Origin of the sequence: Halopseudomonas salina (assembly GCF_014637955.1) — a bacterium.
GTDB classification, from domain to species: domain Bacteria; phylum Pseudomonadota; class Gammaproteobacteria; order Pseudomonadales; family Pseudomonadaceae; genus Halopseudomonas; species Halopseudomonas salina.
This window is the reverse complement of record NZ_BMFF01000005.1, coordinates 289,377-314,876: the sequence shown is the minus strand read 5'-3', so window position 1 is coordinate 314,876 and position 25,500 is coordinate 289,377. Positions and strand designations below refer to the sequence as shown.

Genomic DNA, 25,500 nt, shown 5'->3' with positions numbered 1-25,500 from the left:
CAAGGAGTAACCATGCGAGCCCCTGAAGAAGAGCCAGATGAAATTTTTGCCCGGGAGCGCCTGGTTGAGGCGGTTGAGAATCAGCTTGCAGCCGACCAGCCACCCTCTGCTCAGGCTACCCTTAACAAGCTCACGCTGGTGGGTTATGCGCGAGAGGAGAGCATTGAGCTGATGGCCAGCGTACTGGCCCACAGTATCGGAGTCATGCTCGATAACGACGCACCCTTTGACATGTCTGCTTACGAGCAGGCTTTGCGTAACCTGCCCGAGCTGCCTGAAACTACTGATTAACAACAGAGCGGCGCCGGGCCTGCACAACAAGAACAGGAACACGATCGATGTTATTGACGATCTTGCGGGTAGTTTTTTTCTTTTTCGTTAGTGTGTTGGTGGCTACCGCTCTGGGGACTATCGCACAAACCCAGATCAACCTTTGGGAGCTCCAGCAGCTGGGGGTTTCGATACCCTGGTCGGAGCGATTGACAGTCACCTTGCGCGACCTAGGTGGCTTCACGCCCTTTTTTGGTGCGATGGTAGCAGCGGCCTTTATTGTGGCGTTACCAGCGGCCCATGGCCTCGGAAAGATCTTCAAACCCTGGCGCTGGCTATTGTTTTTTCTCGCTGGCGGGGTGGGCATATGGGTGGCGTGCCTGGTTGCCAACTACGTCCTGCCGATGCCGACTTTTATCGCGGCCACGCGTGAAACTCCGGGCCTGCTGATCGTCGCGGCATCGGTAGGTGTTGGTAGCTGGCTGTTCGGAAGGTTCACTCGTCCACCGGCCCGACGCGGTTTGCGCGTTCTGGGTTGACACCTTCCATGGGAGATTTGAGCATGAAGAGCAAGAGCATGTTATTGACTGCGACCGTGGCGATGGCTTTTGCCGGCGCTGCACAGGCAGTCGACTACCAGATTGAAACCGTAGCCGAGGGGCTTGAGTTTCCCTGGTCCCTGGCATTCCTACCCGATGGCGGGATGTTGGTGACCGAACGGCCCGGCCGTCTGCGGCATATCAATGCCCAGGGAGAATTGCAGGACGCAGCAATCGAGGGTGTTCCCGAAGCTTTTGTCAGTGGCCAGGCTGGGCTGTTTGAAGTCGCATTGGACCCCGATTATGCGAACAACAAGCGCATCTTCCTCAGTTATGCCTGCGGCACTCTTGAAGCCAACCATACGTGTCTGAGCAGTGCCACCTTCTCCGAGGCTGGTCTGCAGGACGTGGATGAGATTTTCCGTGTACAGCCTGCCAAGACGGGCAGCGCCCACTACGGCGGGCGCGTGGCTTTTTTGCCGGACAACACCCTGCTGCTGACCCTGGGCGATGGTTTTGATTATCGCGAAGAAGCGCAAAAAACGAGCAGTCACATAGGTTCGATCGTACGCTTGAACCGTGACGGCTCGGTGCCCGAAGATAACCCCTTTGCAGGTGGGGGTGATGCGTTGCCGGAGCTCTACAGCATCGGCCATCGCAATGTGCAGGCGATTGTATATGATGCGCAGAATGATCGAGTCCTTGCCCATGAGCATGGCCCGCGCGGCGGCGACGAGCTGAATCTGATCGAGCCAGGCAATAATTATGGCTGGCCCAAGATTACTTTTGGTGTGGATTACAACGGTTCCACCATCAGCCCCTATACCTCTTTGCCGGGGCTCGAGCAGCCGATGTTGCAATGGACACCCTCGATTGCTCCATCGGGTATGACACTCTATCGAGGCGAGCAATTTCCTGCCTGGAAGGATAGCCTGATGATCTCGACGCTGGCAGCGCGGAACGTCCGCAGAGTCGAGTTGGACGGTAATGAAGTGATGGCTCAGGAGACACTGTTCGATGAATTGGGCAGCCGCTTCCGTGACGTTCGTACCGGCCCGGACGGCGCGCTGTATCTACTTACTGACGCCGCGGCTGGCCAGGTTCTGCGTGTCGTTCCGGGGGCTGTTTCGGCGCAGTGATTCAGATGTACAGTGGCTCCTTACATCGGTTGTTCAGGCAACCGGTTCGGAGTTGTGAAAACTGACGCCGCCCCGGCCGCTGGTTTTGCGTGAATAACGGGCCGAGTCGGCCTGCCTCAGCAGCAGCGGCAGATCCAGGTCTGCGGCGTGGGACAGAGTAACACCGATGTTGATCCCTACAGAGATGCTCTGATCTTCCAGTTCAATGCTGGGCGCCAGGGCATCAAGCAATCTCTCTGCAATTATCTGTGCCTGTTGTGAATCTGCGACGTCATCGGCTACCAGAACAAACTCGTCACCCCCGAGGCGCGCGACAAAATCAGTCTCCCGGGCAGTGCTGGACAACCGCTGCGCAATGACACAGAGAATCTTGTCTTCGGTATCATCCCCCAACTGATCATGCAGCTGTCTGAATCCATCGAGGTCTACAAGCATGACCGCAAGGGGGGCCGGTCGTCGTCTGCTACGGCGTAGTGCATGGTTGATATGCCGATCGAGCGCAGCGCGGTTGGGTATGCCCGTGAGGGGGTCTTCCAGAGCGGCATTCTGTAGCTTCAGGTTAGCTTCATTGCGCTGGCGCGTAGCTTCCTGTAACTGCTGTTGCGTCTGTTCTTGGGCGTTGGTCAAGCGCTTGATCTGAACGTCTCCCGCATCCAGCTGGGCTCTGTTCTGTGAGTGTGTTCGCCAGGCTAGCGCCATCGAAATGACCAGCATGCTCGCGGCGCTGCAACTCTGGATAGCCAGATCGGCAAGTAGATAGGTCGGTACGAGGCCGGTTGCTCTGAGAGCAAACAGACCAATGCCGGAAGCGATCAGTACTGCGCCCAGCAGGAAAGGTCTGGCTGAGGGTAGCCGCAAGCGAACGGCACGCACAAGACAGATAGCGGCAAAGACAGTGCTTGTAATCGCCAGCCAGGGTATCGCACGGCTGACCCAGCTCGCGGAGACAAACAGGCTTGCCAGGGCCAGTACCACACTGATGATAGCCAACACATCAAAGAGTACGCGCCAGGTGCTCGCCTGTGTCCTGTCGAGGAAAAGGTTGCGCAATAGCAGCAAGGCACAGCCATTTGCAGCGGTCAGGCCAAAAGGCAGCAGCCGGGTACCCCATTCGCCGGCTTCGGGCCACAGATACCGGGCCCCAAGTCCGGAAAAAGCCACTACGCCAAGCGCGAACAAGACCAGGTGTGAGCCATACAGAAGGTAGTTCTGATCGCGCAACACTCCAGCTACCAGCAGATGGTAAAGACCCAGGCCCAGCAGTAGTCCACAGTAGAGTGCAACCATTGCTGTGCTGCTGACGCTATGACTGGCGAAGGCTGAGCGTGACCAGAGCTGACTTGTCACACCGAGACTGCCCGCTGATTCAGCTCGGAGATACAGAGTGGCCTGTTCTCCGGGTGCCATCTGGAGCATGAATACTGCATTGCGGTGCGGAAAGTCGCGTTCGGATAAGGGCACTCCCAGGCCGCTTATTCGTTCAGGTTGGCCCTCGCGGTAAAGGGTCACCCTGCTCAGGGAGGAATAGGGGAAATACAGATGCCAGAGGGTCTCTTGCTGCGCAACGGACTGCACATTGATCTTCATCCAGAGGGCGTCGGAGCTGTAACCGAAATGCATATTGCTGTAGTTGGATGCAGCAGTCCATGCCCCTGCGCCGGAAAGAATTTGCTCGAATGTTGTCTGCGCATCGGTGCGTCTGAGCTCTAGCCAGGGCTGCAGATCCAGGGTTTGTTCGCTACCTTGAAGCTGCAGAACACGCGATTCGGGTTGCGCAACGGTCCAGCACGCCCAGCTCAGGAGAAGCAGGCTGCAGAGTGCGAAGACCAAGCGCCCGGTGATGCATCGACTCCTTTGTCGCAGGGCCCTCATGCCTTGATTTTCTCGGGCGGGGAGGCGGTATGCAAGACAACACCGTGTCGGCCGCTTCGTTTGCGTTGGTACATGGCCTGGTCTGCCTGGCGCATCAGAGTCTCTATATCGGGCTCGACCCCGTTGCTCAGGCTGATGCCCACGCTTGCGCCAACGCTGACACTGACGCCCTCCAGCTCCAGCGGCATACTCATGACATCGAGTAGTCGTTGCCCCTGTTGCAGGGCGTCTTCCTGATCGGCGATTCCTTCACTGATCAGGATGAACTCATCGCCACCAAGCCGGGCCACCAGGTCGGTCTGCCTGGCGCAGCCGGAAAGACGCGAAGCGATACCAACCAGCACCTGGTCTCCTACATCGTGGCCCAGCTCGTCGTTTATCGCCTTGAAGCCGTCAAGGTCAATCAGTACCAACGCAAGTAATTCGCCTCGCCGGGCTGTGCGTTGCATCGCCTGGGGCAAATGGCGGCCAAGGGCGCTGCGGTTGCCCAGTCCGGTCAGAGGGTCCTGCATGGCCAGCAGCTCCAGCCGCTTGTTGGCCTCTGCCAGCGCTTCGGTGCGTTCCGCTACGCGCAGTGCCAGAATACGCTCCTGGTGGACCAGGGACTGGACTACCTGTTTCTGGGCCGATAGCGCCTGCAATTGAGCCTGCTCCTTGAGACGCTTGAGCTCGTTGAAGCGTGCAGCCAGACCGAGGGAAAGGAGAAGCATCTCCACAGCCGAACCGATCTGCATCGCATTGACGGTAACAAAGTTGGAGGGTATCAGGCCGAAATTGCGCAGCCCCAGCAACATGCCGCCTACCAGCAGCATCAGCCAGGCGATTACAAATATGCGTGCACCCGGTATGCCCTTGACGACGCAGATCATGCCGGCGGTGAAAAGTACCAGGGTGGTCAGCAGCCCGGTGACCGACATCAATTGCAAAGCGGGCTGAATGGGGATGATCAGTGTGGTCAGCGTCGCCAGCATCGCCATCCATGCAAATATGGCCAGGAACGAATCCAGTAGTGGTGTTCGCCGAGCGGTATCCAGGAATGACCGGGCGAAGAGCACACCCACCGCGGCGGATAGACTGAGGCTGAAAGGCAGGATGCGGTTGCCATGCTCGCCAAGGTTGGGCCAGATGAACTGGGCCCCTAGTCCGTTGATTGCAGCAACTCCGGCACCGAAGGCAACTACGAAGCAGACATACAGCACGAAGGAGCGCTCACGCAAGACGGCAAACAACAGCAGGTTGTAAATGGCCAGCGCCAGCAACATGCCGAAGTAGGTCGCCAGGATGGCATAGCTTGCCTGGCTGTTTTCATAGAAGTGCTCCGCTTGCCACAACTGGGCATCCAGCGTCAGACTACCCTCTGAATGTGCGGCGACGAATAGCGTGCGGCTTTCACCGGGCTCCAGATACAGCTTGAAGATTGGATTGCGATGCTTCATGTCCCGCTGCTGGTATGGCAGCGTGTCACCCTGATGCTGGATGACGGTACCGTCTGCCCCTACGTTATACAGGGTAACCCTGTCCAGAGACGGGTAACGCATTTCGAGAATCCAGTCGGTACGGCGGTCGGCCGTGGACGTCACGGTCGCCTTCAACCAGAGACGGTCGCGGGTGTAGCTGAAATTAAGACCTTCTCGTTGGGAAGCAGGTTGAAACAGGGAGGGTTGCTCCATTACCTGGTCAGGTAGAAGCTGGCGTTCCTGGTCACGGAAGTAGCTTACATGGGGCTGCAGATCAGAAATTACCCGAGTCGCATTATCGACTATCAGGGGCGCTGAGGCCTGAGCGGTGGTGCCTGTGAGCAGGAATAGCCAGATCAACGCGAAACAACGCATTGCTGAGCCGCGCAGGCCCCTGGAGGGTCGAACGTGCGTTAAAAGGACCATATGCGAAGTGTGACCTGAATCCCTGGTGTTTCATCATCGGTGGCCGGCTTGTTCTGCCTGACGGGTTGATACCTTGATCGGTATCGGCTGTGATTTGAATGGCTTTATCCAGCCACGACTATAGGTCTGTGCTGGTGCTGGCGTCAAATTCTGCAGTTGACCGTTGAGCCTGCTGACGGAAGCCCCGTGGCGTGACTCCCAGCCAGCGGCGGAAGGTTCGACTGAAATTGGTTGGATCCAGATAGCCCAGGCGCTCTGCCACATTCTCGATACTCAGGCTGGTCTGTGAGAGAAGCCAGCAGGCCAGGTCACAACGCACATCGTCGAGCAAGGTCTGATAGCGAACACCCTCGTCGCTTAGGTGACGAATAAGCGTGCGCGGGGCCATATGCTCCTGGGCGGCCATTTGCTCCAGGGTCGGATATTGACTGTCGCAACTCAGTAAGCGTTTTTTTATACGTTCGCTCAGGGAACCACCGCGGACCAAGCGTTGAAGCTGGTTTTCGCAGTCACGCAGAGCCAGTCTGTGGGCTTCAGGATCTGCCGCCAGACAGGGGCTTTCCAGGTAGCCGGCCGGCATCTCGAGCCGTAACTGATCGCTACCGAACCTGACTGTCCCGGCTACCTGACGATAGGCAGCAGACCAGTCTGTCTCGGCCATGGGCCAGTGCAGGATCAGATCCTGATACACGGGTAGTCCGGTGGCAGTTTCGAGCAGGCGCAGAACGCCGGTAGTGAAGTGCCCCAGCAGGTACTCGCGCAGCTCCGGCAGAATCAGGCGCTCGTCGAGGACCAGCATCGTTGTGTGCTCCGGGTCGATTCTGAAGGCGGCGATGTTCTGGCGCAAACTGGAGTACCGATTGATAACCCCCACAGCCGCCCGGACGTTGCTGGTCAGAATGCTGGCGTAGCCGGCTGCGCCATGGGCGGAGACGTCGGTGTGCCGGCCCACTTCGATACCCAACCACGGACATTGACTGAGCGAGAGCGCATGCAGCACCAGGCGATGCATCTGGTCGAAGCTCAGAAAGTGATTGTCGTGGTGCAGGTTGTTCCAGTCGAGACGGGTTCCTTCCAGAATGCGGCTGTCGGAGAACCCGCGACGCCGCAGCTCGGCACAGATAAGACGGGCATATACGGGATGAATCGAGGGGCTGAGCCAGAGCTGCTGGTTGAACATGGGCCGGACCGAAGAAAGGATCAGTTGTCACAATATGACGATTTATTGCCCGTTGCAACGGTAGGCGGCCTGCCAGGCGGGGAGGATGATCATCAAGCAATCGTCGAATAACCGTCATAACAATAAAAGGTATTCAAGATGAATAGCTCGGCCTCTGTGTCTCCGGCATCTTCAGCTTACGTCGACAGAAAACGGCATCTATGGTTATTTTCTCTGCTGGTGCCCTGTATAGCGCTTATCGGTCCACTCATGTACATGTTTGTGTCGCCCAATCTCTTGTGGTTATGGTTGCCGACACTGTTCAGTTATCTGGTGATTCCCTTACTGGATGCGATCATCGGGGAGGACCAGAGTAACCCGCCGGAGGAAGCTGTTCCGGCACTCGAGGAAGACCGATTTTACCGTTACGTTACCTATGCCCTGGTGCCTGTTCTCTGGGCCAGCTTCCTGGTCAGCGTGATCTTCGTAGGTACGCATGAGCTGCCCTGGCACGGCGTTCTAGCGGTGATACTTGCTGCCGGTGGCACTCTTGGCTATGGCCTTAACCTTGGCCATGAAATGGGCCACAAGAAAACCTCACTCGAGCGCTGGCTGGCCAAGATTACCCTGGCTCTGGGTTTTTATGGCCACTTTTTTGTCGAGCACAACCGTGGGCACCACCGCGATGTAGCGACTCCGGTTGATCCGGCGTCCTCACGCATGGGCGAAAGTATCTACCGCTTTGTTTTCCGGGAAATGCCAGGTGCATTTTTTCGTGCCTGGGATCTTGAGGCCGAACGCCTCGAGCGCTGTGGCAAGTCGGTATGGAGTCTGGAGAATGAGATTATTCAGCCGGCCCTTATAAGTCTCGTGCTCTATGGCACACTGATCGCGTTCCTCGGCGTACAGATGATACCTGTGTTGCTGCTGATTGCATTCTGGGGTGCATTCCAGCTTACCCAGGCTAACTACATCGAACACTACGGGCTTTTGCGCAAGCTGCAGGCCAACGGCCGATATGAGCGCTGCCAGCCGCACCATTCATGGAACAGCAATCATCTGTTTTCCAACTGGGCCCTGTTCCATTTGCAACGCCACTCCGATCATCACGCACATCCGACGCGTCGCTATCAGTCGCTGCGTGATTTTCCCGATCTGCCGCGGCTGCCCAGTGGCTATTTCGGGATGTATGCGATTGCCTATGTGCCGGCGATCTGGTTCAAGGTGATGGACAAGCGCCTGCTTGATGCGGTCGATCGAGATCCGTCACGCATCAATTTCGAACCGGCCAAGCGTGATCGGTTGATGCGCCGCTACCGGCTTGGGGATGCGCAGGAGACAACGACGGGCGCCGGGGTGGCAGCATGAGCCGCTACCTGTGTCCTGAATGTGGATATGTATATGACGAAGCCGCAGGCGATGCCCATATGGGTTTCGCCGCAGGCACCGCCTGGTCCGAGTTGCCGGAAGATTTCGTCTGTCCCGATTGTGCGATCAGTTACAAGGACGACTTCACCCGGAGTGATGAAGGCGCGGTCTAGAGCGGCCATACCCAAAGCAGCATGGGTACGCTGACCGCGACAACGAGTATCGCCAGTGGAAGCCCCAGCGGCCAGTAGTCGCCAAATCGGAAGCCGCCCGGGCCCAGAATCAACGTGTTGTTCTGGTGCCCGATGGGCGTCAGGAAAGCGCAGGAGGCGCCAATAGCGACGGCCATCAGAAAGCTGTCGGGATTGACTTCCAGTTGATGCGCGATACCGATTGCGATCGGGCACATGATCGCCGCCGTGGCGGCATTATTCATGAAGCTCGACAAGATCAGCGTCACCACCAGCATGAGGCTAAGGGCGATGACTGGATTGCCCTGGGCCAGTTGCTCGAGCAGTGAGCGCGCCAACAGATCCGCGGCCCCCGTAGTTGCCATCGCATCTGCCAGTGGCATCAGGGCGCCGAGCAAAACGATGATAGGCCAGTCGACAGCCTCATAGATGCGGCGCATGGGCAGGACGCGTGTGAGCATATAGCCGACGACCCCCAACACGAACGCGATCGCTGTCGGCAGGACCCCGAGAGCTGCGAGCAGCACTGCAGCCAGCATGATGCCCAGGGCGGTATAGGCTTTCTTCCGATCGGGAATCAGGATGGCTCGCTGGGCGAGGGGTATACAGCCCATGTCATTGGCAAAATGGCTGATCGCATCGGGCGTGCCCTGCATCAGGAGCACATCCCCTGCCTGCAAATCAGTCCAGCGCAATCGTCGGATCGAGCGGTGGCCCTGACGGGAAATTGCCAGCAGATTGACCGAGAACCGGGTGCGGATCCTCACATCCGTAGCGCTACGTCCGGTGAGTAACGACGTCGGCTGTACCAGCAGCTCCTGTATGGTGATCTCGTCTGCCTGAGCGTTGCTTTTCTCGTTCTCTTTGTTCTTTTCGTCCTTGCTCGCTTCCCTGATCTCTTGATCGTTCTCGCCCTCGTCCTCAGATACCGATATCTGAGCATCAGTCTTGGATTCTGCCTCGGCTTTAGCCTCTGTCTCGGCGTCGTCGTCCGTGTCCTCCTCGATCGGCTCACTTGGAACATCTTCTTCCAGCTTCAGGCCCAGTCGTGTCAGAGCGGGGCCCAGTGCTTCCGGCTCTGATTCCAGTACCAGGATATCTCCGGCCTGAAGTCGCTGACCGGCGCGCGGCGCGGTGACCCGGAAGTCGTTGTGTACCAGGCCGACGATCTGGGTGTCGGCGTCCAGGCGCTCCTCGACTTCGCCCAGCCGCTGGCCAACGACTTTGGAATCCCTGCCGATGCGCACTTCCGTGATATAGGTGCCGGTATCGAAGCTACCCGCATCCGAACGGGTTCTCTTGGGCACCAGCCAACGCCCGGCGAGGACGGTAAAGAGTATGCCGGCCAGGGCGACGGCGATCCCCACCGGGGCGAAATCGAACATGGCGAAGGGGCCCTGTGCATCTTCGGCCCGGAACCCGGAAACGATCAGGTTTGGCGGCGTACCTATCAAGGTGGTCATGCCACCGAGAATGGTGCCGAAAGCCAGGGGCATGAGCACTTGTCCAGGCTGGATATTCTGCTTGGCGGCAAGCTGAATGGCGATCGGCATCAGCAGTGCCATGGCGCCGACATTGTTCATGAAGGCCGAGAGAAAGGCGCCGAGCAGCATCAAAGCAGCAATGCCCAGGGCCGGTCCGCCGCCGGTAGGGAGAATGCGCTGGGCCAGGGCATCCACCGCGCCAGTTGTCTGCAGGCCGAAACTGAGTATGAGCACCGCGGCCACGGTGATCACCGCGGGATGGCCGAATCCTTCGAATGCCGACTCGGCCGGCACCAGTCCGAGAATCACGCAGGCCAGGAGTGCGGCCAGGGCTACCAGGTCATACCGCCACCGGTCCCAGAGGAAAAGACCAACGGTCACCAACAGTACGACGAAGAACAAAACCTGATCGAGACTCACTATCCAGACTCCTGTAAGCGTGTGTCAGAGCAGCCGGATTTTGAATCGACGACCCTTTATCTTTCCCTGCTCCAGTCGCTGATGGGCGGTGGGGGCGAGATCCCTTTTGACGGCTACCAGTGCCTGGTAGTCGGTGATACTGATCTTGCCGATCGCATCGGCCGGTAGGCCGGCGTCGCCAGTGAGTGCGCCCAGCAGGTCGCCAGGTCTAACCTTGTCCTTGCGCCCACCGGCCACCGCCAGCGTGCGCATAGGTGCAATTAACGGCGTATCCAGACCCGCAGGCAACTGTGCGATCGGGTGCCATTCCAGGGGCTGGCCGCGAGCGGCTTCGATTGCATTGGCCCGCCCGCCTTCAGACGGGGCGACCAGGCTCAACGCCAGGCCGGGTTCCCCAGCACGTCCGCTGCGACCGATGCGGTGAGTATGGACCGCCGGGTCCGGGGAGAGTTCGACATTGATCACCGCAGCGACGCCGGCAATATCGATCCCCCGGGCGGCCACATCGGTAGCCACCAGTACGCTGCAGCTCTGATTGGCGAACAGAGCGAGTACTTCGTCCCGTTCCCGCTGTTCCATGTCGCCGTGCAGCGTCAGTGCACTGATTTTGTGAGCCTGCAAATGTTTGAGAACATCCTGGCACTGCTGGCGGGTATGGCAAAACGCGATACAGGGTTGCAGGCGTTCAGCGGCAAGGAGTCTGACTACCGATTGCAGGCGCTCACCAGGGGTAATTTCGTAGAAGCGCTGGGTAATCGGATTTTCCGGCTCGGTCTCTTCAATGCTGATACGTTGTGGTGACTGCATGAAGCGACCGGCAAGCGCTTCGATTGACGGGGGGTAGGTTGCCGAAAACAATAGGGTCTGCCGTCGCTTGGGTGCCAGCTCAATGATTGCGCTGATCGCATCAAAGAATCCCATGTCGAGCATCCGGTCTGCTTCATCGAGTACCAGGCAGTTGAGGCCTTTGAGCTCCAGAGTGCCGCGGTCCAGGTGATCCTTTATACGTCCGGGTGTCCCAACCACCACGTGGGCTCCCTGTTCGAGGGAGGCGGCTTGGGGACCAAAAGGCGTACCGCCGCAGAGCGTAACGATCTTGATATTGGGCATGCCACTGGCCATAGTGCGTAATGCGGTTGCGGTCTGCGCGGCGAGCTCCCGCGTGGGGCTCAGGACCAGCGCCTGACAGCCAAGAAAGGCCGGGTTCAACGGCACCAGAAGGCCGATGCCAAAGGCTGCGGTCTTGCCGCTACCGGTGCGCGACTGAGCTATGAGGTCGTTGCCGGTGAGGATCACCGGGAGCGCTTGCGCCTGTACCTGCGTCATCTCCTTGAAACCAAGATGCTCAAGGGTTTGCAGGAGTGCGGTGGGCAGAGACAGGCTGGAAAAGGAAGTCGATTGCACTGGCGGCACCTGATGCTTGATGGCCGCTCAGTGTAGCAGAATGGTCTATGGCGTCAGCGCTTGATTCTGGACTTGCGAAACCCTCCGTGGCTAGTGAAAGAGCCGGTATCGCCGAAAATCGAGAAACGCGTTGCACGGAAAAACGCCGTTGCGCGGGAAACATGATAGCTGCGCGCCTTGTTATACGCCCAGATCCAACCGCGGCTGTTACTGCTCATGATAATCACTCCATGATGACCATTGGTTTCGGTGTTCAAGATAGTACGGGCAGGATGTGACAAGGTAACGTCAGAGGGGAAAGGCTTGACTCTTCTTGTGTCTGTTTATTGGCACATCCTGTTCGAGCGCATATTACGTCAATGGCCCGGCGTAAGAAAAGGAAACATTTTGTTTCGCATCCAGATTGTCGATAACTGACGTGAATTAGTCATTTTCGGCAACAGATGTGCGATTTCGTCCATTTTCCTTGGACTGATACAAAGCCTTGTCAGCAGCCTCGATCAATTGGGTGTGATTGAGCATGGCATCATTCAGTTCGGCGACGCCCAGGCTGATGGTGACATGCAGGATCATGTTTTCGTGGGGGATCTTCAGCGCTGCTATGGCTTTGCGCAAGCGCTCGGCAAACTGATAGGCGCCATCTTCGGGGGTGTCGGGAAGGAGCACGGCAAATTCTTCCCCACCGTATCTGCCGGCGAAGTCGGTTTCCCTGGCAAATAGCCGGGTAAGTCGGGCTACCTCGCGTATCACTTCATCACCTAGTTGGTGACCATAGGTATCGTTGAAATTCTTGAAGTGGTCTATGTCAAACATCAACAGACTTGCGGGGTGCTCGTACCGCTGATGGCGGGAAAATTCCTGCTCCAGGCACTGCTCCCAGTAACGACGATTGAGCAGACCGGTGAGTCCGTCACGCAGGGCAAGTTCCTGAAGTTGGTTGTTGGCCGACTCCAGCTGTCGCTTGTTGACCGCGACACTGGTTACGTCGTAAATGATCAGGCATACATGATCGCTGACGCCACTGGTGCTGCGCAGGGGGAGGATAGTGACATTCTGGTACATCTCGTCCGCCAGGCCAGTGATTGGCTGATAGCTCTTGAAATGCACCAGGTTGGGCCGCTGCTCCCAGATTGTGAACGCCCGGGTTCCCAGCATGACGGCAGTTTCCACTTTGCGACTGAACCAGTTACGTTCGATCTCGGGGAATACGTCGAACAGGGTCCGGCCAGCAACCTCATCTGCGCCCAGTCCGGAGTGGTTCTCCATGAAGCTGTTCCAGACATCGATCTGATAATCGCGATCCATGACAACCACGCCGACATCGATGCTCTGGACCACATCCAGAAGCCAGTGAAGTTCAGTGATGTCAAACTGGGCGGGCATGTTCCTGTCCTTTTGATGCGTTCAATTGATCATGAAGTCGAGTTTTTCGCGCAGCCGGGGTACGGAGTCCTCGGTGAACAGCAGTAGCAGGTCGAAATGAATATCCAGGTCTTCCAGTCCGTAGCTGATTTCCACGGCGAGAGTGCGTTTCCAGCGGCGTTGATTGATGCGTACCAGATCCTCAATCGGGCAGTGTTGCCCGAGTACCAATGGATGACTCTGCGACAGACTGATATTAAGCTGTTCCGACAGACCATTGAGACAGGCGCCTATTATGATGCTGGCAAGATCAAGGAGCATTTCCAGTCTTGCAGACTCATCCTCCTGGGTCTCGAGAAGCTTGGCGACGTCGTTGATTTCGGCATCATGGAAAATCAATAGCGCCTCGCCCGCAATACCGCCACCGATATATCCCTGGCATATCGCAGTCAGGCTCTGACCGCGCTGGGCATCAGCCAGCGTCATGTGCAGTTCACCGACTTCCAGAATATTGACGTTTGGAATCGGGAGCTGAATAAATACACCGAGCACCTTGCTCAGCAGGTTGGCGGCCCGCCCCATGGCAATGTTGGTCACTTCACGGAAAGCGTCGCGGAAGGAGACATTGGGCAAGTCGGAGAATTCGGAGGTATGCTCAGCGGCTGCTGGAGTGAGGGGGATCTCGACTCCGAGCGCATTCAAAGCGTCGGCCAGTTGCATGGGGTCAGCCGGCTTCTTGATGAACGCCTTGGCACCAAGTGCCTTGGCTCGCCGAACCGCTTCATCCTGAACGTCGCCGGAGACGACTATAACCTCCGCTTGCAAGCCTTCTTCGCGCAACCGGGCAAGTACTCCGAAGCCATCGAGCTCAGGCATGGTCAGGTCGAGCAAAACGATTTGGCCAGCGCCCTGGCGGATGGCTTCTAGGCCTTCGATTCCGTTGGTCGCCTGGGTTATCCGCAACGGCCAGTTTGATGGCAGTGACCGGATAAGCTGCTTGCGCGCCATGTTCGAATCGTCGCACACCAGCAATGGTATGGTGCTCACATCCACTATCCTTGTTACATTGGGCGATTTAAATGAACTTGTCGCTAATTGGCGCTTGCCTGGAGCAGGCATTTGGCCATACTTTGCGCAAGAATGCCAAAACGCGGAGTTATTGAGAAGCGATTGAGCGGAAAAGTCGAGCCTTTTTTCGCGTGCCTCGAAAAGTGGCATGCCGCCGGGTAATAAGCAAGCCGATTCAGGAGTGAACGGATGAAGGTGGGATTGGAAACCGACCAACAACACAGACGCCTGGTGCTCAAGGCGCTGTTATGGATGACGGTGGCGGCAGGCAGTCTCTTCGCGAGCCTGAATATCGGCCGCGAGCTATGGCTTCTGGCCGCCGGCGAAGCCTTTTTTGTTCTGTTTGCCCTTTCTATATTGCGTATTGTGGATCGCACCGAGCATCTGAAGTGGGTGATGATCGCCTATCTTGTACCGTTTTTTTCCTTGATGGTGCTGGCCATGCTGCTTCCGGGTACGTCCAGCACGGTTTTTGCCTGGATCCAGACCATTCCCATAATCTGCTACCTGTTGCTGGGCCTGCGCGGCGGGTTCTGGATGTCTCTTGTCTTCATCAGTCTGGGGGTGAGCGCGTTCAGTTATCATTTCGGCGCCCAGGAATCGTTACTTACCATGATGATGCTGGCGAACGTGGCGATCAGCAGTATGGCCATTATGCTCTTTTCGCATATTTACGAGCGCAGCCGCATAAAGAATGAAGCGCGGCTCATCGAGCTGGCGAGTACCGATAATCTGACCGGGCTGGCAAACCGTATGAAGCTTGCGGAAGTGCTTGAGCGCGAGCGCAGCCATGCAATGCGCGATAACAAGCCGTTGTCATTGATCATGCTTGATGTGGACTACTTCAAGCGCATCAATGACCAGTTCGGACACGAAGCGGGAGACCGAGCCCTACGCCATCTGGCCTCTGTACTCTCCAGCCGATTGCGGGAAACTGACTTGCTTTGCCGGCTCGGTGGAGAAGAGTTTGCCGTGTTATTGCCTGGCGCCGCGTTGGAGCAGGCAGCTGACCTGGCAAATGACTTGCGTCGGCACCTGAGTAAACGTCCTCTGGAGCTGGGCTCTGGCCAACAGACCATGACATTCAGTGCCGGAGTGGCAACGCTGGGAGAGGATGGTCAGAGTCTTGACCAACTCATGCAAACGGCTGATCGCCGTATGTACGAAGCCAAAGCCGCAGGCCGTGATCAGGTTGTTGCTGCGGGACAGCAGTATCCCCTGAAGGCGCCGGATCCGCTCCTGTCTTGACTCGTCTGTAGTTAATAACGCACATCCGTAAAATAAAATTGAATATGTGTTGAGCTCTTCTACACTCAATATCGGGTCGACGGTCCCGACCGTGAGATTGAGGAGAGTGTTATGCGCATCGGTGTTCCGCGGGAAATCAAGAATCATGAGTACAGGGTGGGGCTCACCCCTACGGCGGTAGCCGAGCTGGTCCGTCATGGGCATGAGGTGCGGGTGGAATATGAGGCAGGGGCCGCCATCGGCTTTGCCGACAGTGATTACCTTGCAGCCGGGGCTCGGATGGCAGGCGTCGAAGAGGTGTTCAGCCAGAGCGAAATGATCGTCAAGGTCAAGGAGCCGCAGGAAGTTGAGCGGGGCCGGCTGGGGCCGCAGCATGTGTTGTTTACCTACCTTCACCTGGCGCCGGACCGCCCCCAGACCAAAGGTCTTCTGGCCTCCGGTGCGTTGTGCATAGCCTATGAAACAGTTACCGATAGCCGCGGTGGTTTGCCCTTGCTGGCGCCCATGTCGGAAGTGGCTGGGCGGATGGCGGTGCAGGCCGGAGCGGGTTGTCTGGAAAAGGCGCGTGGCGGGCGTGGCGTGCTGCTTGGTGGCGTGCCCGGAGTACCCAGGGGGAAAGTGGTGATTCTCGGTGGCGGTGTAGTTGGCAGTAATGCGTTGGCCATGGCGGTTGGTCTGGGAGCGGATGTAACCGTGCTGGACAAGAATCCTGACGTGCTTCGACAGCTGGATGCACGCTATGGCAATCGCATCAACACGCTATATTCCACCGCGGGCACCTTGGAAGAGCAGCTGTTGGGGGCTGACCTGGTCGTCGGTGCTGTCCTGGTGCCGGGCGCTGCTGCGCCCAAATTGATCAGCAAGGACCTGGTGTCACGCATGCAGGCCGGAGCGGTATTGGTGGATGTGGCCATCGATCAGGGGGGCTGCGCTGAAACATCCCGTGCCACCACCCATGCTGATCCTACCTTTATTATTGATGGGGTGGTGCATTACTGCGTTGCCAACATGCCCGGGGCCGTGGCGCGCACAGCGACCCAGGCTCTGAACAATGCCACGCTGCCATTCGTGCTGGCGCTTGCCAACAAGGGAGCGAAACGTGCCCTTGAGGAGGACGCACATCTGCGGCAGGGGCTTAACGTGGCGGCGGGGAAGCTTGCCAATGTCAGCGTAGGCGAGGCTTTGGGTATGCCGGCTCAATCCCCTGACGTCGTTCTGGCATCACTTTCCTGATTGATTGCGGCAGGCATTTGCGTCTGGTTCGTCTTTGAGCTGTAAGGCAAAAGCTCGGCATGTAGTTGCTCAATGCGCTCGTCTTTCGTCTGCCACAAATCATTAACCCATTTCTGGAACCGGTTCCGGAACTGGACATCATTCTGGTAGTCCCCGGCGAACAGTTCAGGGGCGAGCTCGACCTGGCGTATGTCTATCACCACTCGATCCACCCTGCCGCTCAACAGCGCCCAGAATCCAGGGGGCTTGCCCTGCGGGTAGACAATGGTGACGTCGAGCAACGAGCGCATCTGCTCGCCCAGAGCTGCCATGACAAAAGCCACTCCTCCTGACTTGGGTTTCAGCAGATGCCGGTACGGAGAGTTCTGCGCTCGATGCTTGGCTGGTGTCAGGCGCGTTCCCTCAAGATAATTGACGATAGTGACGGGAAGCTTGTTGAACTTGCGGCAGGCGCGCCGGGTAATTTCCAGGTCCTTGCCCTGGTCTTCCGGGAATCTGGCGAGATGAGCCTTGCTGTACCGTTTCATGAATGGGTAGTCCAATGCCCAGAAGGCAAGACCAAGAAACGGGATCCATACCAGCTCACGTTTAAGAAAGAACTTGAAGTAGGGCGTTTTGCGGTTGAAAGCCTGCAGCAGCGCAGGAATATCGACCCACGACTGGTGATTGGAAATGACCAGGTAGGAATGTTGGGGTGCCAGTACACCCTCACAACGAATATCCCATTGGGTGCCAGTCATCCGGTTGATCGTGGCGTTGACGCCCGCGGCCCAGGTTTCCGCGATCCACATCACAATACGGGAGCAGTGCCGTTGGAAACCCCTCAGGGGTATGGCAACCTTGAGCAGTCCTACGACCAGCATTGGTCCGATGCCAATCAGCGTATTGAACAGAATAATCAGACACGTCAACGTGCCGGTTAACCAGTGTGGCATGTAGCTGTTTCCAATCCGTGACGTTTGAAGAATAACGTCTTTTGTCGGCGCTGACAGCCCCGAGGTTTCAAAGGCAGTGTGATATCACCCGTTAAGGCGATTGCCCGTATTCGGGGTTCTCCTTAACGTGTCTGATCAAGAATCTGTAAGCGCAATTGCAGTTGATCTGTACAGGCGTGCCCTGGAGCTCCTATTCCATGTCCCGGCAATTCATTTTTTCACAGGCCATAGACGACGCCTCTGTGCGTGCAGACTCGCGGTCAAGGGTGTTGCCGCTGCTGCTGCGACTCGTGCTTGCGATCACTGCCGGCGTCCTGGTGGGGATTCCCTGGTTGAGCCCGGCGCTATTCTGGACCGCCTGGCTTGGCTGGGTCCCTTTGTTGTTTGCGCTGCGCCATGCCGGCCTTTGGGGCACCCTGATCGTAGGCTGGACCGCAGGCACCGTCTGCTTCGCCATAGCCAGCCACTGGATGCTGAATTTTGTCGGCCATCTCGATGATTATTCTGCTTTGCTGACAGTGCTGCTGAGCCTGGGCTTCTGGGTCTATGCTGGCCTGGCTCTGGGTCTGGGCTGTCTGTTGTTTCGCTGGCTGACCCTGCACCTGCAGGGTTGGGAGCTGTTGAGCTTTCCGTTGAGCCTGGTCAGCGTGATGGCACTCTATCCGCTACTGTTCCAGACCCACTTCGCCGAGGCCCAGGCTGAATTTCTGACCGGGCTGCAGGGGGTCGATCTGTTAGGTGCCAAAGGCCTGGATATGATGATGCTGCTGTGCAGCGTACTCATCTACCGTGTCCTTACAGGGTCCTCGCGTATGCACGCCTGGCGAGCCAACGCACTGGCGGTGTTCGTTTTGCTGTGCTGGTTTGCCTACGGCGCCTTCAGTGTGGCGCATTGGGACGCGCAAATGGAGGATTGGCAGGTTCGCCGTATTGGTCTCGTGCAACCCAACGATGCGGTCTCCTTGAAAGTGCCTGAGCCGCCCAAGGGTTTCAGTCGTGAAAATCCCGAAGAAATGGCTGCAACGCTAAGGCTGGCCCAGGCCGGTGCTCAATTGGTTATCTGGCCCGAAGCGCGTTACAAGGGTTACTTTGACCATTTCAGCGTGCGACAGGCCTATTCCAAAGCGTTGGCTCAGAACGGCGTGGGACTGGTTTTTCATGATGCTGAAAAGCGTTGGAAAGACGGCGAGGAGGTCTTCTACAACACGGTTATGCATATTGACCGACAAGGCAATGAGGTGGGTCAGTACCGTAAGATGCGCAGAATGCCTTTCGGCGAATACCGTCCCGCGTTCTTCAGCCTGCCGGGCCTGGACTGGCTGACGACGCAGCTGTTTGGAGAGTTTCTGCGGCCCCTTGCAGCGGGCTTGGAGCATGCTGAGTTCGCCGTGGATGGCATGCGCCTGGTACCCAAGGTGTGTTACGAAACAGCGTTTCCTGCAGATGTGGCCGATGCTATCGGAAATGATGGGGCGGGCAAGGTGCTGCTGTTCGTTTCACAGGACAACTGGTTTGGCGAGACTACGCAGCCGTTTCAACATCGTGCGATGTCAGTCGTGCGCGGGGTGGAAAATCGGGTGCCGATGATACATTTGATTAATAATGGCCCGTCGATTGTGGCCGCGCCCAATGGTCGGGTTCTGGCTTCGACATCGGCCTTTTCCCGGGCGGAACTGATGGCTGACCTGCGTTTTTCACCCACTGCCGGTGGCAGTTTGTACAGCCGTTATCCGGGTATCGTTGAGTGGCTGATATACGGAGTTCTCGCAGGGCTATGCATCGCCGCAATTCTGTCTGGTCGCCGCCGCTCAGGGATCGAGGTGGAGCGTTAAACGAAAAGTCCTGCGGTGTGGCCTGATGACCAGGCCCACTGGAAGTTGAAGCCACCCAGGTGGCCGGTGACATCCAGTACCTCACCAATGAAGTAAAGGCCGGGCTGCTGTTTGGCCTCCAGGGTTTTTGAGCTGATGCCGCTCGTATCCACACCGCCCAGAGTCACTTCCGCCGTGCGGTAGCCTTCGGTCCCGGACGGCTTGAGGGTCCAGCCGTTGAGCTGTTGGCCGATCTGCTCAAGCTGGCGGTCGCCCATTTCCGCTAATGGCAGGTCCTGTGATTGTGGCCACCAGAGGGTTTGCAGCTCCGCTATCAGGGATTTGGGTAGTTTTTGTCCAAGCAGAGTACGCAAGCGGCTTTTAGCCTGTTGCTGCTTGGCCAGAATCAGCCACTGATCCGCAGCCACGCCTGGCATAAGGTCTATCAGTAGCGGGTCGCCAGGGAACCAGTAGTTGGAGATCTGTAACATGGCGGGGCCGCTCATGCCGCGATGGGTAAACAGCATGTTTTCGGTAAAGCTTCTCCCGTTGCATGTTGCCGTGACCTCTACTGCCAGGCCGCTGAGACGCTCACACATCAACTTAGTGGTGTCACTGAACATGAACGGCACCAGCCCCGCACGCCGCTCCGTCACAGGGAGGCCAAACTGCCTGGCTATTTCGTAGCCGACACCGCTGCCGCCGAGAGTTGGAACCGAAAGGGCTCCGGTTGCCACCACCAGTGAAGTGCATGTCAGCTTTCTTTGTATGCCGGCCTGGTCCAGGGTCAGGCTGTAACGCGATGGCCCGGCTTGCAGCGCCTCAACATGGCCAAGGGTGCAGTGGGTCTGTATTTCGACCCCGGCCCGGTCGCATTCCTTGAGCAGCATATTGACAATATCCTTGGCTGAATCCAGACAGAACAGCTGACTGTGGCTGCGCTCTTCGTAGGCAATGCCATGCTGCTCTACCAGGGCAATAAAGTCCCACTGGGTGTAGCGGCTAAGGGCGGATTTGCAGAAATGGGGGTTGGCGGAGAGGAAGTTATCGGCCTCGACGAAATGGTTGGTAAAGTTGCAGCGTCCGCCACCGGACATGAGAATCTTCTTGCCGACCTTGTTGGCTTTTTCCAGTACCAGTACTCGACGTCCCCGCTGGGCCGCAGTGAATGCGCATAGCAACCCCGAAGCGCCTGCTCCTAGAACGATGACATCATATGGTTGAGCAGGGGGGCGAGCTGATTGTGACACGTGATATCCATCGACAATGGCGTTTTAGTATAACCCCTAATGCTCAGGGGTTCAGGGCCTCTCAGGGGCTTTCGATGCTTTTACCCGCACGCGATTGTTTGCGTCCCGGCTCTCGCGTATCAACTGATCGCTGCCTGAGGCATTAGCCGACTTTGCCATACGGTCGTATAGCACCACGTTAACGGTCGCCGCGAGGTTCATGCAGCCGAAGGTCGGAACGTAGACGACCGCATAGGCACGGTCAATCAGGGCCTGCTCGAGGCTGCCATCCTCAGGACCAAATACATACAGCGCTTTATCAGGGTGGTCGAAATCAGGCAGGGCAGTGGCGCCCTCAACCAGCTCTACGCAGACTACTTTCACTTCTGCAGACAAACCGCTGAGCATATCCTTTACAGGTAGTAGCGGAATGCGTGATGCGACTCCCTTGGTATCGGTATTAAAGCGTGCCGCGCGATCATAACGCTGGCCAGTATAACGAACGGTGTCGGCGCCGTAGCAGCCAGCAGCGCGCATGACAGCGCCGACATTGGTTGGGCTCTTGGGGTTGACCAGGCCGATGCATATTGAGAGATTCATAGGGTCGGATTCGTGGGACATCGGCAGCCGTTGGTCGGGGAGTAAAATGCGCTCGACGTGCCGCCAGGGCCGACAGGATGTATAGTGCGCTGATCGAATTCTAGCACGGTAATCCCATGAAACTACTGATCCGCAATCTGTCTCGCACAACCACTGAAACTGAAATGCGCAATCTGTTCGAAGCGCACGGCCTGGTGCAATCCTGTGTCCTGGTAATGGACAAGCAAACCGGCGGGTCCAAGGGTTTTGGTTTTGTCGAGATGCCCCGTCACGATGACGCCAAGGCGGCGATCAAGGCCTTGAATAACCTGGAAGTTGCTGGAAGCCGTATTCGTGTCAAGCGTGATGAGTCCGAAGAGGCTGGCAAGGGTGCCTGAGCAACACGGGCACGATCCGCTGCACGGCTTGACCCTGAAGCGGATACTCGAGGAGCTGGTAGAGACCTACGGCTGGGAGGAGCTTGGACGGCGTATACGCATCAATTGCTTCATGACCGATCCGAGCATCGCGTCCAGTCTGAAATTCTTGCGCAAGACACCCTGGGCCCGCGAAAAGGTAGAAGCTCTCTATGTGGAGACGCAGTACTCCTGAGCGGTGCAGGCGCTGTCTGGCCTAGCGTACAGATAGTTCAAGATGGATCGAGTGTGGGTGAATCCGGGGTTGAGTCGGCGACGCGCTGTGCACGATTGCCCCCCAACCGTTTGGCTCGATACATTGCGCTGTCTGCGAGGTCCAGCAGTTGTTTTTCTTCATCCGCGTCATCGGGGTAAAGCGCGATGCCGATGCTCGGAATAATGATCAGCTCCAGTCCCGCGAGAATGAGGGGCAGATTCAGTGCCTCGCGGATTTTGTCGGCGATAACATGGGCCTGCTGCGGTTGATCGAGAGCCTCGAGCAGTATCACGAACTCATCCCCGCCGATGCGCGATACCGTGTCCGATTCACGGACACAGCGTATAACCCGGTCCGCCACAGCCTTGAGCAGTTGATCGCCAATGGCATGGCCATGGGTATCGTTAACCAGTTTGAACTTGTCCAGGTCCAGGTACAGCACCGCTGCCTTGCCCTTTTCGCGTCGTGCTCTGGCCAGCGCAGTGTTGATCCGATCGCTAAGCAGTGCTCGGTTTGGCAGGCTGGTCAGTTGGTCATAGCGGGACAGGTACTCCAGGCGTTCGCGCATACTGGCTCGGTGAATGGCGGCGGCGATCTGGGTTGAGATGTAATGCAGTAACTGCTGATCTTTATCACTGTAGGCAGGCGCTGACCGTCGGTTCTGAATGACCAGTGCACCGTGAATTCCCTCGATTGTTGCCAGGGGCACTGCCAGCCAGTCCAGGCTGCGATCGCTGACATTCTGCGTGGTGCCGGATATGACGGCTGCACCGCGCTTGGCTTCCAGGCGGATCGGCTGGCCACTTCGAATGACGGCATTGCTCAATGTCAGGGTGTCGGCATTGGCCGAATCCGAGTACGGACTCTTCTCGTCTGCACTGTAAGGAAAGTGGGTTTTGCCATCCTGTGGGTTGTGCAGGGCAATGCAGAAGACGCTGGCCGGCAGCAAGCCGCCAATGATTTCGTGGATATTGCGAAAGAGTATAGGCAGATTTGCTGCGTTGGAAGCGGCCTCGGAGATCGCATACACCGCAGCTTGCATGGCTTCGGTGTGTTTGCGTTCGGTAATGTCGTGGGCCACTGCAACACGTAACTGGTCCTTCTCCGACCAGTTCGCGGACCACATGATATGAGCCACGCTACCGTCTTTGCGAATATAGCGGTTCTCGAAATGGTTGGTCAGGCGGCCAAGCATGACTTCACGGGCAATGGCCACGGTGGCGTCCAGGTCATCAGGGTGGACCAGGTCAAGAATCGCCCTGCCGATCATCTCCTGGGGCTGGTAGCCGAAAATCCTTTCACAAGCGCCGCTGACATAAACGAGCCGCCCTGCCGCATCCACGACACATATCGCATCGAGTAGCAAGTCCATCACTGCGGGGGAGAGCTGAAAGCTGCGTCCTTGCTCAGCGCCTGCCGTTCCGTGTTCTGTTTTTTTCAACGGCTGCCTCCCTGAAACTACTGAGCCTGAAGTAGGAAAGATACCTCAGGCATCAGGCAGAGTCCCGGAAAATGCATCAAATTGAGGCATTACTGACTGTCCTTGCGCTTTTTTTCAGCCTTGCGGTACAGCGCTCGCAGTGCTTTGGATTCTTTGCTGGCGCCGCTGCCATGGGACGCCAGGATGCGGTGCCAGACAGCCTGTTTCTGTTCTGGTGAAAGACGTTTCCAGGATTTCTTTTCCTCGTGCGTACGCCCGCATGCCTTGCAGATCTGATACTTGTTGAAGTCGCACAAATCTATACAGGGTTTTTTGGTAATGGGCTCGCTCATGTCACTCCTTCTTGTTTACAGGCTCAACCTTCCGGCTGATAGCCAGAGTGTCAGTGTGGGAGACAATAAAGAGGTCCTCTTCTGCCTTGTAGTCCCACCTCTCGACTTGGCAGCTGTGCTGGCCCTGCTCGCAGGTATGTCTGATCAGGTTGACCGAGTTGGGGATGCTGCCGCGCACCCGGGTTGACAGGGCTGTACCAGCCTGTGCGGTCCAGCCGCTGCGGCCTGAATCGCCGTGCCGACCATGCAGAGGCCAGACATAGGGCAGGTGAATATGGCCGCCTACCAGCAGATCCAGCCCCGCATCGACCCATCGCGGTACAGCTTCTTCGTGGCCAATCAGCAGGTTGGTCAGGTCGGACTGTTCGCGGGCGCGTACAGGGTGGTGCTGCATAACCATGCGCAACTGTTCAGGCCTGGCCTGGCCAAGCCTGGCTGCAACACGCTCGATTTGCGCCTTATTGACCGCTCCGTCCTTGTGCCGGGAGGGGCGCGATGTATTAAGGCAGAGAACCAGTAATCCAGCGCTTTCGTATACGGGTTCCAGTTCGTTGCCAAAGGCGCGCCTGTAATTACCGTACGGGTTGAATGCCCGTGCGAAAAGATTGAATAGGGGTATGTCGTGGTTGCCTGGTACTGCGAGTACCGGAGCGGGCAACTGTGTCACAAAATCCTGCGCTGCGGCGAATTGCGCTCGGCGTGCCCGTTGGGTGATGTCGCCGGACAGTAGAATGACTTCGGGTTGCTGCTCTCGGGCGAGGCGCAGCAGTGCACTCATCACGCGCGGCTGTTCAGTGCCGAAATGCGGATCGGATATTTGCAGTACGCAGGTCATTCACGCTCTCGCTTGGAAGGGTCCCGAGGCACCAGCAAGGGTAATTTGTCAGGAGCCACACGAAATGTCAGAGGGGCGCTCATCCAGCAGATTTCGCCATCCATCGCCACCTTGAGGCGCTTGCGGCTGCGACGTGGCCGCACTGTCATGGTATCGAAACCGAAACTGATCACATTTTCTGCATCTCCCAGCCGCCTTAAAAGTCCCCGGATCAGCAGGCCATAAAGCGCCATGGTGCCGCGTGATCGGGACGTCATTGCAACGAGATGGTGACGCTCGATCTCGTCCACCTGATCAAACCCCAGCTGCTCGAGCTGCAGGGCGTTGTTGCCGACCACGATGGTAGGCGTGGTCAGATGGCGTCGGGGCTGGCCTTCAAGATCAATCTGCACGTTCAGGGAGCGGTGTGCATGCATCAGAGTCACCAGGGCTGACCACAGCGCGATCAACCGACTCCGCCCGTAGCGGCGCTTGTAGGCTTCCCGGTCTTCGAGCAATTGTGGATATAGCCCCAGACTTGCGTTGACCAGAAAGGTGCGGCCGTTGAGCATCCCGATATCCACCGGTTGGATGACTGCATCCAGCAGGCAGGCCAGCGCCGCTTCGGTGTCCTGTGAAATGCCGTAAGTACGACCAAAGTAGTTGAAAGTGCCCTGGGGCAGAATACCAAATGGCACCCCGCTGCCTAGCACGACCTCGCTTACCGCGCTCAGGGTACCGTCACCCCCGACTGCCACAACAATGCCATTTTGCTCGATGGCAAGTTGCAGGGCCCGTTTGGCGGTGGCAATCAACTGCGAGGCATCGTCCACAGGCATCAGCTCAAAGCGTCTGCCAGCCCGGGCAAGCGTAATTTCAATGGTCTCGCGTGTTTCGGCTGCGTCGCGGCTTCCCGAGCCGTTGTTCATTACCAGGAAAAAGGGTTCAGTACCGGTCAGTGACCTTGTCGGGTCAAGATTCTTTACTGCCGGTGCACCGGCCTCTGCTGGGGAGTAGTCCTGACAGGGTTTCGACATGCTGAGTGAATGATCCATGGCTGAAAGGACGTTGGAGCCTGTTTGGCCG

At 57.5% G+C, this 25,500-nt stretch carries 25 protein-coding genes; 10 read left to right on the top strand and 15 right to left on the bottom strand.

Features of this window, described 5'->3' with window-relative positions:
- The first annotated feature begins 12 nt into the window (after positions 1 to 12).
- The 3 genes from IEV54_RS13515 to IEV54_RS13505 are packed head-to-tail and all read left to right on the top strand — an operon-like array spanning position 13 to position 1,948.
- Entirely contained in the window at positions 13 to 291 is a 279-nt protein-coding gene (locus tag IEV54_RS13515) for a hypothetical protein (protein WP_150277935.1), read from the top strand.
- A 47-nt stretch (positions 292 to 338) separates the two neighbouring features.
- A complete protein-coding gene (locus tag IEV54_RS13510; protein WP_150277936.1) occupies positions 339 to 809 on the top strand; it encodes a hypothetical protein in 471 nt (156 codons plus the stop codon).
- A 23-nt stretch (positions 810 to 832) separates the two neighbouring features.
- Positions 833 to 1,948 (top strand): PQQ-dependent sugar dehydrogenase, encoded by a 1,116-nt coding sequence (locus IEV54_RS13505; RefSeq protein ID WP_308420832.1) that lies wholly within the window; start codon positions 833 to 835, stop codon positions 1,946 to 1,948.
- 33 nt (positions 1,949 to 1,981) lie between these two features.
- On the opposite strand, the gene IEV54_RS13500 is transcribed toward IEV54_RS13505, so the two are convergent.
- From IEV54_RS13500 to IEV54_RS13490, 3 genes are all read right to left on the bottom strand, one after another.
- Positions 1,982 to 3,778, bottom strand: a complete 1,797-nt coding sequence (locus IEV54_RS13500) for a diguanylate cyclase (RefSeq protein ID WP_188434463.1) — start codon at positions 3,776 to 3,778, stop codon at positions 1,982 to 1,984.
- A 38-nt stretch (positions 3,779 to 3,816) separates the two neighbouring features.
- The gene (locus IEV54_RS13495) at positions 3,817 to 5,652 is read right to left on the bottom strand and encodes a diguanylate cyclase (RefSeq protein WP_188434462.1); all 1,836 of its coding nucleotides are present in this window, start codon (positions 5,650 to 5,652) and stop codon (positions 3,817 to 3,819) included.
- Between the two features lie 169 nt (positions 5,653 to 5,821).
- Positions 5,822 to 6,883, bottom strand: a complete 1,062-nt coding sequence (locus IEV54_RS13490; RefSeq protein WP_150277940.1) for a helix-turn-helix transcriptional regulator — start codon at positions 6,881 to 6,883, stop codon at positions 5,822 to 5,824.
- 255 nt (positions 6,884 to 7,138) lie between these two features.
- On the opposite strand from IEV54_RS13490, the gene IEV54_RS13485 reads away from it, so the two are divergent.
- Entirely contained in the window at positions 7,139 to 8,230 is a 1,092-nt protein-coding gene (locus IEV54_RS13485) for an alkane 1-monooxygenase (protein WP_223825477.1), read from the top strand.
- A complete protein-coding gene (locus tag IEV54_RS13480) occupies positions 8,227 to 8,403 on the top strand; it encodes a rubredoxin (protein WP_150277942.1) in 177 nt (58 codons plus the stop codon). The genes IEV54_RS13485 and IEV54_RS13480 overlap by 4 nt, the downstream gene beginning before the upstream one ends.
- Here IEV54_RS13480 and IEV54_RS13475 read toward each other — a convergent pair.
- The 5 genes from IEV54_RS13475 to IEV54_RS13455 form a co-directional block, all read right to left on the bottom strand.
- Entirely contained in the window at positions 8,400 to 10,325 is a 1,926-nt protein-coding gene (locus tag IEV54_RS13475; RefSeq protein ID WP_150277944.1) for an SLC13 family permease, read from the bottom strand. The two genes, IEV54_RS13480 and IEV54_RS13475, sit on opposite strands and share 4 nt — an antisense overlap.
- Before the next feature lie 24 nt (positions 10,326 to 10,349).
- Complete coding sequence (gene dbpA, locus IEV54_RS13470) at positions 10,350 to 11,729, bottom strand: ATP-dependent RNA helicase DbpA (protein ID WP_150277946.1); 1,380 nt, start codon at positions 11,727 to 11,729, stop codon at positions 10,350 to 10,352.
- Positions 11,730 to 11,782: 53 nt separating this feature from the next.
- Complete coding sequence (locus tag IEV54_RS13465) at positions 11,783 to 11,947, bottom strand: hypothetical protein (RefSeq protein WP_188434461.1); 165 nt, start codon at positions 11,945 to 11,947, stop codon at positions 11,783 to 11,785.
- 205 nt (positions 11,948 to 12,152) lie between these two features.
- Positions 12,153 to 13,112 (bottom strand): GGDEF domain-containing protein, encoded by a 960-nt coding sequence (locus IEV54_RS13460; RefSeq protein ID WP_150277949.1) that lies wholly within the window; start codon positions 13,110 to 13,112, stop codon positions 12,153 to 12,155.
- Between the two features lie 21 nt (positions 13,113 to 13,133).
- Entirely contained in the window at positions 13,134 to 14,138 is a 1,005-nt protein-coding gene (locus IEV54_RS13455) for a response regulator (protein ID WP_150277951.1), read from the bottom strand.
- Positions 14,139 to 14,348: 210 nt separating this feature from the next.
- Here IEV54_RS13455 and IEV54_RS13450 point away from each other — a divergent pair, with 210 nt between their 5' ends.
- Both IEV54_RS13450 and ald read left to right on the top strand, forming a co-directional pair.
- Positions 14,349 to 15,407: a GGDEF domain-containing protein gene (locus IEV54_RS13450; RefSeq protein WP_150277952.1), complete on the top strand. Its 1,059-nt coding sequence runs from the start codon at positions 14,349 to 14,351 to the stop codon at positions 15,405 to 15,407.
- Between the two features lie 111 nt (positions 15,408 to 15,518).
- The gene (gene ald, locus IEV54_RS13445) at positions 15,519 to 16,640 is read left to right on the top strand and encodes an alanine dehydrogenase (RefSeq protein ID WP_150277953.1); all 1,122 of its coding nucleotides are present in this window, start codon (positions 15,519 to 15,521) and stop codon (positions 16,638 to 16,640) included.
- Here the strand turns inward: ald and yihG are convergent.
- Positions 16,604 to 17,575: a 1-acylglycerol-3-phosphate O-acyltransferase, YihG family gene (gene yihG, locus IEV54_RS13440; RefSeq protein ID WP_150277955.1), complete on the bottom strand. Its 972-nt coding sequence runs from the start codon at positions 17,573 to 17,575 to the stop codon at positions 16,604 to 16,606. The two genes, ald and yihG, sit on opposite strands and share 37 nt — an antisense overlap.
- Positions 17,576 to 17,772: 197 nt before the next feature.
- Between yihG and lnt the strand changes: the two genes are divergently transcribed.
- A complete protein-coding gene (gene lnt, locus IEV54_RS13435) occupies positions 17,773 to 19,407 on the top strand; it encodes an apolipoprotein N-acyltransferase (RefSeq protein WP_150277956.1) in 1,635 nt (544 codons plus the stop codon).
- On the opposite strand, the gene IEV54_RS13430 is transcribed toward lnt, so the two are convergent.
- A complete protein-coding gene (locus tag IEV54_RS13430) occupies positions 19,404 to 20,636 on the bottom strand; it encodes a BaiN/RdsA family NAD(P)/FAD-dependent oxidoreductase (protein WP_150277957.1) in 1,233 nt (410 codons plus the stop codon). The genes lnt and IEV54_RS13430 overlap by 4 nt on opposite strands.
- A 51-nt stretch (positions 20,637 to 20,687) precedes the next feature.
- Positions 20,688 to 21,215 (bottom strand): RNA methyltransferase, encoded by a 528-nt coding sequence (locus IEV54_RS13425; protein ID WP_150277958.1) that lies wholly within the window; start codon positions 21,213 to 21,215, stop codon positions 20,688 to 20,690.
- Positions 21,216 to 21,331: 116 nt separating this feature from the next.
- Between IEV54_RS13425 and IEV54_RS13420 the strand changes: the two genes are divergently transcribed.
- Together IEV54_RS13420 and IEV54_RS13415 are read left to right on the top strand one after the other, a co-directional pair.
- Positions 21,332 to 21,592 carry an RNA recognition motif domain-containing protein gene (locus IEV54_RS13420; protein WP_150277960.1) on the top strand — a complete coding sequence of 87 codons (261 nt, stop codon included), beginning with the start codon at positions 21,332 to 21,334 and terminating at the stop codon, positions 21,590 to 21,592.
- Entirely contained in the window at positions 21,585 to 21,806 is a 222-nt protein-coding gene (locus tag IEV54_RS13415; RefSeq protein ID WP_223825465.1) for a VF530 family protein, read from the top strand. The genes IEV54_RS13420 and IEV54_RS13415 overlap by 8 nt, the downstream gene beginning before the upstream one ends.
- 37 nt (positions 21,807 to 21,843) lie before the next feature.
- Here IEV54_RS13415 and IEV54_RS13410 read toward each other — a convergent pair whose 3' ends face one another.
- The 4 genes from IEV54_RS13410 to IEV54_RS13395 form a co-directional block, all read right to left on the bottom strand.
- A complete protein-coding gene (locus IEV54_RS13410) occupies positions 21,844 to 23,199 on the bottom strand; it encodes a sensor domain-containing protein (protein ID WP_150278188.1) in 1,356 nt (451 codons plus the stop codon).
- A 158-nt stretch (positions 23,200 to 23,357) separates the two neighbouring features.
- Entirely contained in the window at positions 23,358 to 23,600 is a 243-nt protein-coding gene (locus IEV54_RS13405) for a DUF1289 domain-containing protein (protein ID WP_150277963.1), read from the bottom strand.
- A gap of 1 nt (position 23,601) precedes the next feature.
- A complete protein-coding gene (locus tag IEV54_RS13400) occupies positions 23,602 to 24,435 on the bottom strand; it encodes a metallophosphoesterase family protein (RefSeq protein ID WP_150277964.1) in 834 nt (277 codons plus the stop codon).
- Positions 24,432 to 25,451: a diacylglycerol/lipid kinase family protein gene (locus IEV54_RS13395; RefSeq protein ID WP_188434460.1), complete on the bottom strand. Its 1,020-nt coding sequence runs from the start codon at positions 25,449 to 25,451 to the stop codon at positions 24,432 to 24,434. The genes IEV54_RS13400 and IEV54_RS13395 overlap by 4 nt, the downstream gene beginning before the upstream one ends.
- Between the last annotated feature and the right edge of the window lie 49 nt (positions 25,452 to 25,500).